The 17,387-nt window shown below is 43.8% G+C and carries 6 protein-coding genes; 5 read left to right on the top strand and 1 reads right to left on the bottom strand.

The window, feature by feature from the left end; all coding sequences use genetic code 11:
- Window positions 1-108 precede the first annotated feature (108 nt).
- From QFZ78_RS11495 to QFZ78_RS11480, 4 genes are all read left to right on the top strand, one after another.
- The gene (locus tag QFZ78_RS11495; protein WP_307547546.1) at window positions 109-4,809 is read left to right on the top strand and encodes an OmpL47-type beta-barrel domain-containing protein; all 4,701 of its coding nucleotides are present in this window, start codon (window positions 109-111) and stop codon (window positions 4,807-4,809) included.
- A 258-nt stretch (window positions 4,810-5,067) separates the two neighbouring features.
- Window positions 5,068-8,265: a right-handed parallel beta-helix repeat-containing protein gene (locus QFZ78_RS11490; RefSeq protein ID WP_307547544.1), complete on the top strand. Its 3,198-nt coding sequence runs from the start codon at window positions 5,068-5,070 to the stop codon at window positions 8,263-8,265.
- Between the two features lie 360 nt (window positions 8,266-8,625).
- The gene (locus QFZ78_RS11485) at window positions 8,626-9,978 is read left to right on the top strand and encodes an alpha-L-fucosidase (protein ID WP_307547542.1); all 1,353 of its coding nucleotides are present in this window, start codon (window positions 8,626-8,628) and stop codon (window positions 9,976-9,978) included.
- Between the two features lie 245 nt (window positions 9,979-10,223).
- Complete coding sequence (locus QFZ78_RS11480; RefSeq protein ID WP_307547540.1) at window positions 10,224-14,564, top strand: carbohydrate-binding protein; 4,341 nt, start codon at window positions 10,224-10,226, stop codon at window positions 14,562-14,564.
- Between the two features lie 592 nt (window positions 14,565-15,156).
- On the opposite strand, the gene QFZ78_RS11475 is transcribed toward QFZ78_RS11480, so the two are convergent.
- Window positions 15,157-15,966 (bottom strand): helix-turn-helix domain-containing protein, encoded by an 810-nt coding sequence (locus QFZ78_RS11475; RefSeq protein ID WP_307547538.1) that lies wholly within the window; start codon window positions 15,964-15,966, stop codon window positions 15,157-15,159.
- 137 nt (window positions 15,967-16,103) lie between these two features.
- Between QFZ78_RS11475 and QFZ78_RS11470 the strand changes: the two genes are divergently transcribed.
- Window positions 16,104-17,312 carry a hypothetical protein gene (locus QFZ78_RS11470; protein ID WP_307547536.1) on the top strand — a complete coding sequence of 403 codons (1,209 nt, stop codon included), beginning with the start codon at window positions 16,104-16,106 and terminating at the stop codon, window positions 17,310-17,312.
- Window positions 17,313-17,387 lie beyond the last annotated feature (75 nt).

Raw genomic sequence — 17,387 nt, 5'->3', positions numbered from 1 at the left:
TTTTGTATGGAAAGTCAATTCCGTTTTGAGAGCACGAATCAAGAGGGATATAGTTATTGTTATTAGACGATGACAACGCTTACAAATTGCAAATAGGAGGTAATGAGAATGCTTCAAGCAAGTGCAACTAAGACTTATAAATGGATGGCCCTGGTATTAGCGGTGATAATGATTTGCACACCAGTTTTATCGATACCGTCAAAAACTTTTGCATCGACGGAAACAAACTTCTATGTTGATGGCACGAACGGAAACGATTCTAACAATGGTCAGTCCACATTGGCAGCTTTTAAGACGATCCAAAAAGCTGCCAATGTTGCGGTTTCTGGCGACAAAGTCAAAATTATGGCCGGTGTTTACCGTGAAACAGTCATACCTAAAAGTGATGGGGTGACGTTTCAGAACTACAATGGTGACAAAGTTACCTTGTCCGGAGGTGATTTGGTCACTGGATGGACGCCCACAGCAACAAATGCTGCCATCTATTCGGCACCTATGGGTTGGGATTACAATAACGGTTATGGCAATATTGTCTATTATACGGATGCCAGTGGGAATACCACATCGTTGAGTCCGGCAAGATGGCCTAACATCCCGGACAGTAAGATGTTTGACAAGACAAAATACGCAAAATATACATCCAATCCTAGCAGTCCTGTTGCAACAAACGGAGGAGCTAATTTACAATTTAACAGCGTTGCGGTTAGTAGCTCGTACACGGTGCCTTCTACAATAGCAAATGATTTGCAAGGGGCTTTGCTTGTTTCCTCGGTAAATAATGGATTCGTGGTGTACACCGGAAAGATTACGGGTAACACCGGAAATACCTTGCAGGTTGAGTGGCCTTACACGGCTTCCGGTTACTATCCACAAAGCGGCAATCCAGGTTTTGGTTTTTATATCACTAACTCTTATAATGCATTGATTCATGATGTGGCAAATCCGGTAAGTGGCGTACCTACAGCAGTATGGTACAAGGATGTTGCGAACAAAAATTTGTATGTATCTGTACCAGGTGGAGCGGATCCAAATACTGGGACTATTGAGGCGAAGAGTAGAGAGTATGTTTTCGACTTATCCAGTCGTACAGGTATTACCATCAGTGGAATTAATATACGTTCTGCCGGTATCAACTTTGCGAATTCCAGCTCCAACACATTCAAGGGCGCTACCATTGAAATGGTCGATTCCACTAACCAACCCTTTGCTGCTAATACAACTTTGGGTGGTTTTGTTTCTGGCTTTACATTGGATGGCGACCACAACACCGTTCGCGATTGTGAAATTAAAAATATGTATGGATTTGGGATCATTGTCAAAGGCCATGATAACAATGTGATTAATAATGACATTCACGATTTTAATCGTTATGGACTTTATGCCGACGGTATAAACGTTAATGGGTACAATCATCTGATTAGTCATAACAGTGTGTACAACGGAGGACGTGCTGCCATTGGCGGTTTTTTCACCAGTTCAATATTCCAGTACAATGACATACATGATTGTATGAAGATTTCCTATGACGGCGGTGTGTTTTACGTCTCAAACAGCGATTTTGGCAGCTCAGAGATCCACCACAATACCGTGCATGATACTGCAGGTGAAGGCATTTATTTCGATAATGTGTCCTTCAATGCCGCGGTTTATAACAACATCGTTTATAACGTTAGTGTGGGTTTCCTAATCAACACCCCCAATGAACGCATGATTTTGTTAAATAATACGGTATACAACTGCCCTACAAGTCTTAGCAGCTGGGGTGCTGCCTATGATGGAACAGGCTCTTTCGGAACCACGGTCGTCGGCAATATTTTTGCGGCAAATACTTACAACTCTCAGACCTCAGGTGGCTCCTTTGAACAATTTAATACCATAGGTACTAGTTCAGCTCTTGCTCCTATGTTTGTAAATGCTGCTGGCAACAATTTTGCTTTGAAGAACCCGAACGACTACCGTAGTGTTGTGTTACCCGGTGTTACTGACGGATTCACTTCCACTTACCCTGTCATGGGCGCTATTCAGCCCGGAGTGACATGGAAAGCGGGAAGCGACTTAGCCAATGCTGCCAATATCAATCCAACTTTCCAGCTTCATAATATTCCTTACAAGCAATTGCTTGTAAATGGCGGTTTCCCTACTGGTGATATGAGTGGTTGGACTACCACCGGCTCTCCTCAAATCGTAACACAAAACGGATGGGATTTTAGAACCAGCGGTTTGATAAGAAGTGGTTCTTACGGTGTTGTCCTGAACGATGGAGATAAGATTTCCCAGACGGTTACAGGGCTGAAACCAAACACCACTTATAACGTTAGTGTTTGGGGTAAGGTAATGGGACAACAGGTATTGGCAAGCACCATGGATACCGCCGCAAGCACACCTGTTACGAATACGAAATACCGTTCAATGAATAGTTACATCATTCCGGGTACGACGACTACCCTAAAATTCAATCAAATTAATTTTGGGTCCTCTGCGCTGTACAACTCCGTGTACTTTGGTACAGTCGCTAATTCTAGTACCGGTACAATTAAAATGTATATTGATAGCCCTACTACGGGTACTCTAGTTGCCACGGATACAATGAACTTAGACACAGCACAAAATGGTCAATGGTTCTATAGAAGAAGTATACCGCTTTCTTCGGTAGCAGGGACGCATGACGTTTATTTGGTATTTTCTAACACCAATCCAGCGACGGCTATCAATTGTTATTTCGGTGACTTTACATTATTTAATTCTAACCCTAATCCTGCTACGGACAGCCTTGTATTGGGAGCTAGCGGATTTGATAACAGTGGTACTCCAAAGACATTAAGTAAAAGTACCATAAATGCTGGCAATAACGTTGTCGGTGCAGGAAGTCGTCCTGACCATTTTTCCTTTACAACAGGGTCAAACAGTACCAGTGCTACCATATATGCAACTAAAACTGGTGGCGGCGGATTGAGAGGTTATGTGGATGAGTTTGGTTTGGCAGAGAGTACAACCACAGCTCCTGTTTATCAATCCTTAAACGCATTGGAGGGCTTTGAAAACGGATTGGGTAACTGGGTAGCATCAGCAGGTTCTAAATCGACTTCTACAGCAGTGAAGCATTCCGGCAATAACAGCTATATTGTCAATGAAGATGTTGATAACATCACTCAAAATTTCGAAACTAGCTACAACAAAGTGGTTACGATGTGGTTTTATGACAATCTCAACAAGACGAACATGCAAATGGCAGCGTTTGTGGATGATGGGGTAACGAATCGGGCAATCATGGTTAATACACCGACTTCGACAACTAAATATTCATTGCGACTAAGTGGTGGAATTACGGCAACAACCGTAAACAGAAGCCTAGGCTGGCATGAGTTCAAGTGGGACTATAGCTCTGGTACGAAACTGGATATGTATATCGATGGGATACTCATTACACCACCGACAGGCGTGACTGGCGTGACTAGTTTCAACAAGATAAGAATAGGAGATTTTTGGTCTGGAAATCCGAACACCGTGTATTTTGATGATATCAGTATCAAAGATGCCAATAGTAAGCCTGTTGGCGTAAGCTCTGAATTGACGACTCCGCAAAATAGAGCTATTAGCGGCATTTTATCTGCAAGCGATGCAAACGGAGATCCGCTGACTTACAGCATTGTGAGCAATGGTACGCAAGGAACGGCAGTGGTTACGAATCCGTCAACTGGAGAGTTTACGTATACGCCAAACCCTGATGTGATTGGCACAGATACATTTAGTTTCATCGTAAATGATGGAGTTGTAAATTCAGATGTCTCCACAGTGACGGTTCGCATATTGGATATTACTTCGCCTGTGACGACGGATGATGCGCAAAGTGGTTGGCATCAAGATGCACAGACGATCCAGTTAACAGCAACGGATGAAGGCAGTGGCGTTGCGCAAACCTTTTACAGCCTAAATGGTAGTCTGTTCGCAGAAGGAAATACGGTTCAAATTGATGAAGAAGGCTTGAATGAGCTCAATTACTACAGCATCGATGCTGCAGGCAATCAGGAAACTCAGAAATCAGTAACAATCAAAATCGATAGAACCGCACCTGTCATTACAGCAGCAGTGACAGCTGCCTCTCCTGATGGACAGAATGGGTGGTATGTAGATGAGGTGACGGTAAGCCTAGCTGCCGAAGATACTTTATCAGGCGTGGCCACAATGGAATACAGCGTAGATGAAGGCGCTAACTGGCAAACTTACCAGGCACCGGTAACCATAAATCAAGATGGCAGTTATATCATCATGTATCGATCGGTTGACAACGCGGGGAACGTGGAAACAGCACGGAACATCTCGTTCAATCTGGACGCACACATGCCGAGCGTTACCATCTCTTCGCCTGTTAATGGTAATAGCTATAACGATTCAGGGGATTTAACGCTGCAATTTAACGTGACCGATGATTTGTCAGGAGTGGATAACAACTTGACAACTGTTACACTAGATGGCATGACTGTGCAGCAAGCAACAACGATTCCGCTCTATTCGTTAGCGCTTGGCACACACACGCTTACAGTGACATTGAGTGACCTGGCGGGGAATACGCAAAGTGTGACGGTGACATTCCAGACCATCACCAATATCGATTCTTTAATGGCATTGGTAACTCGCTTCAGCGGTAACAACGGGATTGATAACGGCGGAATTGCTAATAGCTTACAGAAAAAACTCGAAAAAGGTAACTTGAATAGCTTCATAAATGAAGTGCAGGCTCAAAGCGGCAAGCATATTTCAAATGAGGCAGCAGCCTATTTGCTTAGGGATGCAAATTTCTTACAAAAATAGTGTGATTTTATGATGTTTCAAATGGAAAATTAACTCTATAGCTTTCAGCAGCAGGAGCCATTGGCTTCTGCTTTTTCTCTTTTTGTTGGAGTCATATTTTATGTCGAGAAAATCAATTTAACGTCCATATCTTTATTTTGTCTCCCTATTCATATAGACCACTGTTTCATAAAATTAAAGATATAAATGAAAGGTGGTGATCAAACGATTGTTGGTTGGTGAAAGAGCTTTAAAAATTTTAACTAAGGAGGAATGACAATGACATCCAAGTTAGAACAAAACTTTTGGCTCGGAAAGAAAGCGTTTACAAGAAAGGTGGGAATGATTCATTTCATCTGCTTGATCATCTGTTCCTTGTTCGTCGGTTTAGCTCCAATTCAAACAGCACACGCTGCCGTGCAGGATACGTTCTATGTTTCACCAACAGGCAACGACACAACAGGTAACGGCTCATCCGGGAACCCTTGGGCGACTATTGAGAAAGCCCGAGATTATATCCGCACCAACAGTCTTAATGCTAACATGACGGGTGATATTGTCGTGTACGTAGCAGCAGGTGACTATTATGTCACCAGTACGATCCAATTCACAGAAGCAGATTCCGGCTCAAACGGGTTCAATATCATCTACAAAAATAAGGATGCTGTAGGCAGCGCCAAATTGATTGGTGGTCAACCAATTACAGGCTGGACTCTGCATTCAGGAAACATTTATAAAGTCAATGTGGGAACAGGTTGGAGGTTCGACACCCTATACGAGAATGGCACTAGGGCGATTAAAGCCCGTTATCCGAATTATACGGCAGATGCTAACTATGTCACAGCAAAAGCACCGTATCTTTATAGTGAAAATAGTAATTCCTCCACGGTACTCCAGTATAAATCAGGAGACCTTGATCCAACTGGCTGGGATTTGACAGATGCACAGTTATTCGTCTGGTCACTTGGACCTGCTGCCTGGTTCACAGATACGGTTCCTATCAGTTCCATCAATACCTCAACTAGACAAATCTCATTATCTCAATCTACGCGCTATTTGAATAGAGCCAACTCGCGATATGTGATCCAAGGGGCACTGGCGCTTCTTGACCAACCTGGTGAGTTCTATCTGGATACGACGTCTGGTTATTTATATTACTGGTCAAAAGATGGATCAATCTCGCAGCAAACGATCATCGCCCCTAAAGTAAAGAGCCTCATTTCTCTTCAAGGCGCTTCGGAAAGCAGTCGCGTACATCACGTTCAATTGGATGGATTAAACTTCCAGGACACTGATTTTACGGACTGGTACAGACATGCTTGGCCGAATAACGGCGATTCTGGAGAAGGCCACACGTTTCCGCAATATGACAGGCAGATGACTATGCCGCAGCACCGAACAGGGATGCTGCTATTGCAAAATACAGACCATATTGCGATTACCAACTCGCACTTCCTTAATTCCGGTTATTCGGCTGTCTACATGCTGTTTTACAACCAGAACAACACCGTCAGTGGAAACTTGATTGAGCATGCCGGACATTCGGGAGTTATTCTTGAAGGCAAGTACCCGGGTGAAGGCGATGTAAGCAAAAATAACCTCATAACGAACAATGTCATTCATGATGTAGGTGAATTGGTCGGACATGGCAGTGGCGTATATCTGATGAACAGTGGAAGTAACGAGGTTTCGTACAGTGATATTTACAATTCTCCCCGATATGCAGTTGCCTTTGACACGTATGTGGGCATCGCTACAACCAATATTTATTTAAAAAATAATGTAATGAAATATTTAAAGATTTCTAATACGTCTCAAGACAGTGGAGACACGGCATCCATCTATTCCTGGGGCCGTAGTGCAGCTGCTAACACGGTGGATCAAGTGACTATTGATCATGTGTATGCTCATCCATCCATGCAAGATTATGCCCCGAACGGCATCTTTATGGATAATGAATCTTCAGGTCAAATATTCAGTAATATTAAAATTAGCAACACGCAAGGAGGGCCATACCGTTTGAACTCCTCAAGCGGGCATACCCTTACCAATGTCAGCTGGCAATCAGAGTTTAACGATTCTTTGATGGATTACGCGAATATCGGCATTAAGGCAAGCTTTCCTTATGCGGTCACACCTCTCGGTTTAACGACTTCATTCACGGGATCCCAAGTGAACTTGTCCTGGCAAAATGTGAACAATGCCTCGAGCTACGACGTATTGCGTTCAACGGTGCAAGGCGGCCCTTACACAACGACTGTGTGCAGTGCGGTAACGACGACGACCTGCGGTGATGCAACGGGTACACCCGGAACTACTTATTATTACGTAGTGAAGTCACGAACTTCAGCTGGTTTGACCAGTGGAAATTCCAACGAAGCTACTCAGTTGTACAAGGAATTAGTCTTTGATGGATTTGAAAATGGACTTACGATTTGGACTGCGGTTAAAGGAACTGCGTCTACGAGTACCGCTCAAGCTCATTCCGGCAGCAATAGCTACGTGATCAATCAAGATACGGATGTGATTACGCATTCATTCAGCACGAACATTAACAAAATCGTAACCCTGTGGTTCTATGATGATGCTAGTGACACGTCTATGCAAACGATGGCCAAGGTGGACAACACCATATGGAGCGACGCTACGGTATTCAGAGGTTTAGGCGTGAATACCCCTACATCGACCACCAAATACGTGACACGTATTAACGGTCCTATTACGGCAACATCAGTAACGCGTACCACGGGGTGGCACGAATTGAAGTGGGACTACACCTCAGGAACCAAAGTGGATATGTACATCGATGGAATACTGGTTGCTTCCCCGACCGGAGTGACAAACTTCAATCAGATCTCCATGGGTGACTGGTGGACTAGTAATACCGGTACGGTGTATTTTGATGATATTAGCATCACCAATCCATTTAATGATGGCTTTGAGAGTGGGCTTAGCAACTGGACAGCTGCGAAAGGTACCAGCAGCACAAGTACGGCTCAGGCTCATTCTGGAAGTAATAGCTATATCATTGATCAAGACACGGACGCCATAACGCATTCCTTTAGTTCAAGTGAAAACTCAGTCGTGACCCTATGGTTCTATGACGATGCTGCTGACACGAGCTTGCAGACGATGGCCAAAGTAGATAATACGATTTGGAGTGACTCGCAGTGGAGAGGTTTAGGCGTGAATACACCAACCTCTACAACCAAATACGCGACACGTATTGGCAGCTCTTATGCGGCGACTTCCATATCTCGAACTACGGGATGGCATGAATTCAAATGGGATTACACCTCAGGCACGAAAGTCGACATGTATATCGATGGTGTACTTGTTGCATCTCCTACTGGAATGACGGAATTCAATCAAATCTCTATCGGTGACTGGTGGTCAGGAAATACAGGAACTGTTTATTTTGATGATGTGAATGTAATTCCTTACAGCATAATAGATGAAAAAAGTTACTTTAATTGATTTTAGTAACCTTTATTACTCAGAATAACAATTTAATATTATTATCTTTATTTTGACTCCCTATTCATAAGTAGTCCTATTTCGTAAAATTAAAGTAAGATCATTCATAGAAAGGAGTCATTGTAAGTAATAGCAATGGCTCCTTTCTACTAGGGTTAAGTAGCGAATGTCATATTTCATAAATAAAAAAGGGTGCTTCGCATATTCGCTCCAGAAATTGTCTTTCTATCTTTTTTTTATTATAAATCATACACGATTAATGATTATGGAACAGGGAGGCATGAAGTTGTATCTTTGAAAGCGGATACATCTAGGCATAACAACGAAATGTGAATCAAAGACTTAGGAGATGAGAGAACCATGACTAAGACAAAGGGCAATGACGGCAATGCCGTACAAGACCAACATCAAATGATCGGAGCTGCAAGTACGCAGATTGAGGGGGAATTCGTAAGCAATTCCCATTCAGGTGCGCAATGGTTCAAGAAAGCGGGGCTCGGATTGTTCATCCATTGGGGGATCTCCAGCGTTCACGGGGATTGCGAGCACTCGTGGGGGATGATGGCGGAAACGCCCTGGGATCCAAGCCCTAACCGAGTGAAACCCGAGGATTACTTCAAATTGGCGGAGAAGTTCAATCCTGAGAACTACGATCCCGATCTATGGTTGAAGCCCGCTGCCGACGCCGGCTTTACTTACGCCGTGCTGACGACGCGCCATCATGACGGCTATACGATGTGGCCAAGCCGATACGGTGAGTACGGAACCCGAACACACATGGACAGCCGCGATTTGGTACGTCCGTTCGTCGAATCATGCCGACGCAACAACTTGAAGGTAGGGCTCTATTATTCTCCACCTGATTGGTATTACAACAGAGCGAATATGTCTTTTGGATATAAACACAGTAAAGGGGAAGGACCGGCGTTGGGACTTGGGCACGAACCTATTGAGCTGCCCGCCAAGCCGGAGGGCTGGGAAGAGCAATACCGGCAATATGTCCGAGGGCAAATCACCGAACTTCTCACGGAATACGGCGAAGTCGATATCATCTGGTTTGACGGCGGATTAGATGTGAAAGACGCGATCTCAATCGAAGAAATCCGCAAACTGCAGCCGGGAATCATCATCAGTCCGAGAATGCATGGCGTCGGAGATTTTATTACTTCCGAGTGTTACAACTGGGTGAAAACCATCACATCTAAGCCCAAGGAAATATGGGAGCATTGCGACGTTTGGAGTAGTCATCCCACGGGAATATGGGGATATACACATAAGAGTGAGGCCTACAGACCAACGGCTTGGATGCTGTCTCTTCTGTCCCGCGTACGCGCATGGGGCGGCAACTTCCTGATTAACATAGGCCCCAAGCCGGACGGCACACTGCCAAGTGACGTGCTCGTACGCTTTGATGAAATAAAGCAATGGATGAGCGCACATCGTCAGGCAGTCTTCGGCGTGGAGAGCGATGATTATCAGGAGTACAGCAGTGTTCCCGTAACGAAGCGTGGCAACATCTGGTACCTGCATCTTCTGCCGGAGCACACGGGTCCGGTTACGGTGGAATGCATTTCCAAGCCGACTTCCGTTCGACTGCTTCGTAACGGGCAAGATTTGACTTTTGCCTGGAACGACTCAGACCACCGATTCACTCTTGAGCTGCCTGCATCATGGAGCAGGGAGACAGTGGACATTGTGGAGCTTCAGTTATGATTTCGATACGTAACACAGGAGGATAATGTCATTGAGACAAAGGAGTCATTGTCTCATATTAGAGCAAGCATTGACTCCTCTTTACTATATGGGTGGCAGAGGCTGTTCGTGTTGTCCTGTTTCATGAGCAGCCTCTCACATATAAGTGTACTTATAAAATTAAGGATAGGGGGAACAAGTAAAGATTGGTTTAACTCTGCACAGACAGATATCTTGCAATAAAAGACAAGTTGAGGAGTGAAAGTATGACTAAAAAAAGTTGGCACATCATGATCTGTTTCAGTTTGCTTTTCGCATTATGTTCTGTGGATTTGACGAGATCGAATATCGCAAATGCTACGGGTAACATCTATTATGTCTCCACCTCTGGAGATGATAATGCGAATAATGGGTTGACGCTCGGGGCACCTTTTCAAACGATTCAAAAAGCAGCATCGTTAGCACAGGCGGGAGATACCGTATATATACGTGGAGGGACCTATAGAGAAACCGTAACACCAGCATATTCCGGTTCAGCAGGTAATCCAATTACCTTCCAAAATTACAACGGAGAGACCGTAAATGTAAGTGGTGGTGATTTAGTCACTGTTTGGACTCAGCATGCCGGATCCGTTTATAAAGCACCCATGAACTGGACTATCAATTCTGGGGATGGGGACATTATATATGTGGATGGTCAACCGGCCCATGAAGCCAGGTGGCCGAATGCCAGTGACCCTTTATTGAGATCAGGATTTGCTTCAGTCGACTCGGGTACGGGTTCAGCTACGGAGTACACCATTACAGATGCTGCACTATCTTCTTTTGCTCCTGGCTATTGGAACGGAGCCAAAGTATATGCAATAAGTGGACATGAATATTATGCATTTATCAGTACAATTACGAACCACGAAGGTAGTCCGACCAATAAATTACATTTCGCTCCATTTGCTTGGACCTCTTCCGGTTATTATCCTACTGGAGGAAATGAATATTATATTTTCCATTCGCTGAATGCGCTAGACCAACAAATGGAATGGTATCGGGATAGCGCTACGAATACCTTATATCTATGGGTACCTGGAGGGGACAGCCCGGCTAATCATATAGTTGAAGCCAAGAGTAGGAATTATGCGATTGACTTGTCCAATAAATCCTACATTACATTTTCTGGTGTAAACGCTTACGGGGCTCAAATTACGACAAATGGCGGCAGTCATAGTACCATTGCCAAAGCCATCATTGAAACAACAGATCTGGATTATTCATCTCAGAGCAGTCCGGAATTCGCTCGAGGTCAGGGCATCTTGCTTGGCGGAACCTACAATACTGTCCGTGATTCAGAAATTAAGAATATGTATGGAAATGCTATTACGATGTCTGGTTCACATAACAGCGTTATTAATAACTATATTCATGATGTCACTTTTGAAGCAAGCAATGCTGCTCCCATTCAAGCAGACGGAAGTAACCAATTGATCAGTCATAATACCGTTAATCGAGCTTCACGGGGTCTCATAAGAGGGTTTCCTAGAGCAAGTTCCATTCAGTATAACGATTTCAGTATTGCTAATTTGACAACAACAGATTCCGGGGTATTAGCACTTGGTAATGGGGAATACCAGAATACACAAATTCACCACAACCGGATCCATGATAACAAAGCGCCTTCATTCGCAGGTGGTTTATACGCGGATGCCTTTACCGAAAATTTGATTATGTACAAGAACGTTATTTATAACATTAATCCAGGGTTACTTTTAAATTCACCAAGTAACTTCAATCTTGTTTTTAATAATACAGTCTACAATGCGAGTAATTTACAAAATGGGGCACCTAATTCCTATGCCGGTGATACGTATGGGGATAAAGTCTATAACAACATCATAAGCAGTGTTGCAATTAGCGGCGAGGCCGATGTAACCTCCAACCAAATATTTACCAACTGCTCGTATGTGAATACGGCTTCCTACGATTTTCGTCTTCAGTCTGGCTCAGCGTGCATTGATGGAGGCAGAGTGATAGGGGGAGTAACAGATGGGTATGTAGGAAATCAACCAGATGTTGGGGCATTTGAATTTGGTGGCGTCGATTGGACAGCCGGTCATAACTTCTCGAGTCCTCCCAATCCGACGTTTGCACTCAACGAGATTGAATATAGCAATAGAGTAAATGATGGAGGCTTCGAGTCTGGTACTTTAGCCTCTTGGACATCTGCAGCTGGCTCGCCTTCCTTAGCTACAGGAGCATCTTGGGATTATAAAACGAACTCGATGAGCCGGATGCATAAGAAAGCTGCGTATCTAGAGGCAGGAGACAAGATCGAACAAACAATAACGGGACTTCAACCGAACACCAATTATGTCTTCTCGGCTTGGGCCAAGATCAACGGATTAACAACGCAAGCAGAAGACTACAGTAGTGGCAGCGGCAGCGCACATTGGGATTATACAAACGGCGATTTTAGAGTCTATCGAGATGCTAAATATGTGGGTCCTATGCAAAATGACGATTACCTGGTTTTCAATAACATCGACTTTGGTGCCACTGCCAAATATAATAAATTGTCCGCAGGAATCAATACAACGGTTGACAGTGGAAGCATTGAAATTCGGCTAGGCAGTACGACTGGAACACTGCTCGGGACCGTAGACCTTGCCAATTACGATAGTATATGGAAATGGCAAGATACGGATATCAGCGCTGCAACAGGTATGCAAGACGTTTACCTAGTTTTCAAAGGAACAGGAAATATAGCTCTCTTTGATGGCTTTAAGCTTTGGAATTCAAATATGGCTGATGATGTAACGCTAGGTGTTACAAATTATGGAGGAACTGATGTTACGACATCTGTAAACTCGACATCGTGGGGATCAAGCGAATATCAAATCAAATTTACGACCGGTGCAACGAATACTAGCGCAACCGTATATGTGAATAAGCCGGACGGTGATTACTCAGCATATATCGACAATGTAGGATTGCTTAAAGACCACTTTATAACGAAGACTGCGCTTGAGGATGACGGATTTGAATCCGGCACAAGCAAGTGGGCTACCGGAAGGGGAACTTCAACAACGACTACGGCAGAGAAGCATCTTGGTGATTCCAGTTTCCCAATAAATGATGATACAGAAGTTATTTACCAGAAGGCTACTTCAAAGGTGAATAAAGTCGCAACGCTTTGGTTCTACGACGATGCAGCAGATACGTCAGTAAGAGCACAAGCACGAGTTGACGATGCTGCTAACTGGAATGAAAATGGAACAACATGGCGTTCAATCGGCGTTGATACGAATTATTATCCCGATCATTATTTCTATAGAATCGACGGAACTCTGACGAATTCTAATATTGCCCGCTCAACTGGCTGGCACGAATTCAAATGGGATTACACATCGGGTACGAAAGTGGATATGTATATCGATGGAACGCTTATTGCTTCGCCTGCGGGAGTGACTGCTTTTAGTTTGGTAGCAATGGGCGATTGGTCGGGGTCATCGATTACAGGCAACGTCTATTTCGATGATTTTACGACTCAGTCCACAGCTCTTATCAATGACGGATTTGAATTCGGCTTTGGCAACTGGACGATCGGCAACGGTACCGCAAGTAGCAGTACTTCAGTCTATCATGGAGGCAGCAAAAGCTACGCAGTTGATCAAGATATGGATGTTATTTACCAAAAGGTTAGTTCTAGCGTTAATAAAATCGCTACGCTTTGGTTTTATGATGATGCAGTAGATACAGGAATGAAAACATTTGCACGAGTTGATAATGGTACATGGAATGATAGTACGGGTTGGCGTGGAATCGGCGTGGATACGCCTACCTCTGTCACTAATTATGTTTATAGGGTCGGTGGTACTGTTAAGGCAACTACTATTCCCCGTTTAAGCGGCTGGCACGAATTCAAATGGGATTACACATCGGGTACAAAAGTGGATATGTACATTGACGGAACATTAATTGCTTCCCCTACAGGGACTACTGCTTATAGTATGGTAGCCATGGGGGATTGGTGGAGGTCAACGTCAACAGGCGACGTTTATTTCGATGATTTTAAAGCTTATACGGTGGATTTCACTGACGGATTTGAATCCGGATTTGCCAACTGGACTACCGTTAACGGTACAGCAAGTACAGGCACTCCATTAATTCCTAAAGGAAGCTATAGCTATGAAGTTAATGAAGATATGGATGTTATCCAACATGCGATAGGTGCAACGACAAATCAAGTCGGTGTAGTGTGGTTTTATGATGATGCAACCGATAATAATTTGAGAACATCGGCTTTTGTCGACAAAGGCACGTCATCCACGCAAGTCGGATTAGGTGTAGATACGCCTACATCAACTAGTAAGTATGTATACCGCGTTGGCAGTACGAACACAGCGACCACTATCGACCGAACAACTGGTTGGCACCAGTTGGTTTTCGATTACCGCTCTGGCACTGATGTCAAATTATACATCGATGAAACACTGGTTAAGACGTCCACGTCTCAAACGGGCTTTGACGTTATCCGATTAGGGGACTATTGGGGTGGTGGTTCGACGGGTACCGTTTATTTCGATGACATAAGTGTTCAGTCAGAATTACCTTAAAAAGAAGAAATATGAGTACATGCTGATTTGGTCGAATACTTCAAAAGGTTTAATTTTATTGTCAAAAAAACGAAATCCAGACATACATGTCGATAGCAGTATTTCCAACCAAGCTATCGATACGAGATGATCAATGCAGGATCTCATGGACATTCGGTTCCAATTATAGATGGCTGTAGACAAGGGTTCGGAAAATCATACCGGTCTGAGATTGCATACAGCCAAATTTCAGAAGATAACGTTCATATTGTCATGGATTGCTCCGTACAGCCTCAGGAATCAGGATTCGCAATATAAAACAGGGACTCCATTTTACCGAATCGTGTTGAATCGCACGCAGGTGGAACGGGAGATCATTTCCGAGTTTCGTTTTGAAATGAGGTGAATATCGGATTGGAGTTATCATACTCCAGTCCGGCTTTTTTTCTTTATGGATCATGTATGCAAAATATCAACAAAATTGTGAAAACCAGCGAAACTTTACAGCCAAGTTATGAAGTACGATAAGGGTATAAAGAACATCAAATCGAAGAGCGGTCACAAGCTGGAAAACTTGGCAATTGGCTGCTTTCTTGGGATGTCGCTCCATCAGTTATGGAAGTTCAGAAGATGTACTTTTACGTAAATCTGAAGCTTTCTTTCCCGTAAATTGCTTGAACTGTCTACTGAAAAAATAAATGTTACGGTAGCCTAATGCTTCCGCTACTTCCGTCACTTTCATGCCGCTAAAGCGCAAAAGATGTTCGGCCCGTTCAATTTTTGTTTGAATGATGAAAATTTCTAACGTGACCTTCATGATTTCTTTGAATTTGATGGAAAAATATCGGGGAGATAGTTCGGTGCGTTCAGCTAGGTTTTCCATGCTATGTGACATGCTGGGATTTTGCCGAATAAAACTAGCTACCTCCCGAATGGATTGTTCAAGATGATGTCTTGCCGAAGTTTCCTTTGAATGACCATCCATATCGTCACGGTGTAAATAAATGAGCAGTAAATTTAACATTAGCTTGGCTTCTTCTGTACTACCAAACCTTGGATTGAGAAGCGTTTCCACGTATCGATTCAACATGGTTTCGAACATAAAAGAGTCCGAAACGATCCGGTAAGCATCCGGCAAATCGACTTCTAAGGATGGAAACGGAAAATGAATATATGTGATGGTTAGCGGTTTATGCGGATTATGTTTAGCCAAAGTAAGGTCACCCGGACGAAACAGAAAGCAACTGCCCCGGGAAAGTGCATACGTATGCCCGTTTAGAAGCATCTCGCCTTCACCGCTCCATACATACCACAAATCGCAATCTTCGAAGGGGCGATCGATCCTATCCCATTTCCACGAATCTTCGCAAGTGATTTTGCCATATGATAAACCTAGTTCAAGTGATAATGGTAGTATAGTCACAGAGGTCCGCTCCTTTAAATTTATGTAGTATAGTGTAAATGTTTTACTGCTATAGTGCATTTATTTTATCACATTTATTAGATAAACTGAATTTATATTAAAGGTAAAATAATATAAATGAATTGGGGCAATGACATATGATGAAACCGTTTATGGAGATCGAAGACTGGGACAGAATAGGATTATCTGTGGCTGAATCAGCAAAAAGATTGCAAAGAATTGCTTATATCGATCGACAATTGATGAGAATTCAAGCGGGTCATATGATCGCAAGGCCAGAATATGAAATCAAAGGCGCTTTAGGAAGAATGGTCTGGGAAGATGCCAGCCACTATGATCAATTTCGCAATCGATGCAAGCAGATGCGTATGAGTACGGTCGCTTTTGATAAATGTCCAGATCCGTTTCTTGAGCGTACCATGATCAAATTGCTGGATTCAGGAAATACCTTGACCTTGCTCACGGCGATGTTTGAGGTCATCAAACCGGCGCAGATCGAAGCCATTCAAGATTATCTCTCTCTAGCTCAGCCAATCGCCGATTATCCAACCATTCATATGCTGAGACATCAACTGATGGATCGAGAAAATCAAGTCCAGTGGGGGTTAGAGGCCATTCGTGCCATCTCCGAGCAGACAAATGAGGAAGAACGCACGCAGGCAGAGAATTGGAAAGCTTGTATGAAGGATTACTTGCTAGCTGCCGGTGGCGTAAATGGCCTGGGAGAGCGTAAAGAACTGGACCCTACACTTGAAGTCGCTTCCACATCGTTTGAATTACCGGAGTCGAGTACGCGTGACAGTCGGTTCAAAAAAACCGTTGCCAAATTTACGGACGTTACTTTTGAAGATAGTGATGCAGGACGGTTTAAAAGAATGATGTTCACCCGTTTTAATGAAATGACCCCGGCGGAAGCCGTTGCCTGTGTTCACTTTGCTTCCGAAGGGAAGCCATGGTTATTTTATTATGATACCGCTCGTCATTTATGGGATGAAATCCGGCATTCCTGGTTTGGAGAAGCTGCATTGCGAATCCACGGTTTCAACATTTATGAGTCAGCTAACTGGACAGGCTGGTATGATATGACCCAGAATCTGTTTAGCATCGAGGAGGCTTATACCCATTTAACGATTGCTATCGAAAAATCAGCGATGAAATATCCTCCGGGGAAACGGGAGGAATGGGAATTTTGCCGCGACGTTGTGAAGGACTCCTTAATGACCACCTTTCAGGACTTTGATTGGGCGGATGAAGTCGTTCATGCCGGCTTTGGACAGAAATGGGTCATTGACCATCAATATAATGGAGATAGTACCCAAGCTCAGCAAGCGGCCGACCTAACTTAGGAAAAGCGAAACGCATTTATGGCTCGTTATGCAAACGAGGGTAAGGAAACGAAGAACTTTTTTGCCGGAGACTAT

This window comes from Paenibacillus sp. V4I5 (genome assembly GCF_030817255.1).
In the GTDB taxonomy this organism is placed as follows: domain Bacteria; phylum Bacillota; class Bacilli; order Paenibacillales; family NBRC-103111; genus Paenibacillus_E.
The sequence above is the reverse complement of the archived record's forward strand: the minus strand, read 5'-3'. Positions and strand labels throughout refer to the sequence as shown.

Excerpts from the sequence above, each read along its gene's own strand:
- QFZ78_RS11480 (WP_307547540.1), top strand. The coding sequence starts at position 10,224 with ATGACTAAAAAAAGTTGGCACATCATGATCTGTTTCAGTTTGCTTTTC.
- QFZ78_RS11485 (WP_307547542.1), top strand. The coding sequence starts at position 8,626 with ATGACTAAGACAAAGGGCAATGACGGCAATGCCGTACAAGACCAACAT.
- QFZ78_RS11490 (WP_307547544.1), top strand. The coding sequence starts at position 5,068 with ATGACATCCAAGTTAGAACAAAACTTTTGGCTCGGAAAGAAAGCGTTT.
- QFZ78_RS11470 (WP_307547536.1), top strand. The coding sequence starts at position 16,104 with ATGATGAAACCGTTTATGGAGATCGAAGACTGGGACAGAATAGGATTA.
- QFZ78_RS11495 (WP_307547546.1), top strand. The coding sequence starts at position 109 with ATGCTTCAAGCAAGTGCAACTAAGACTTATAAATGGATGGCCCTGGTA.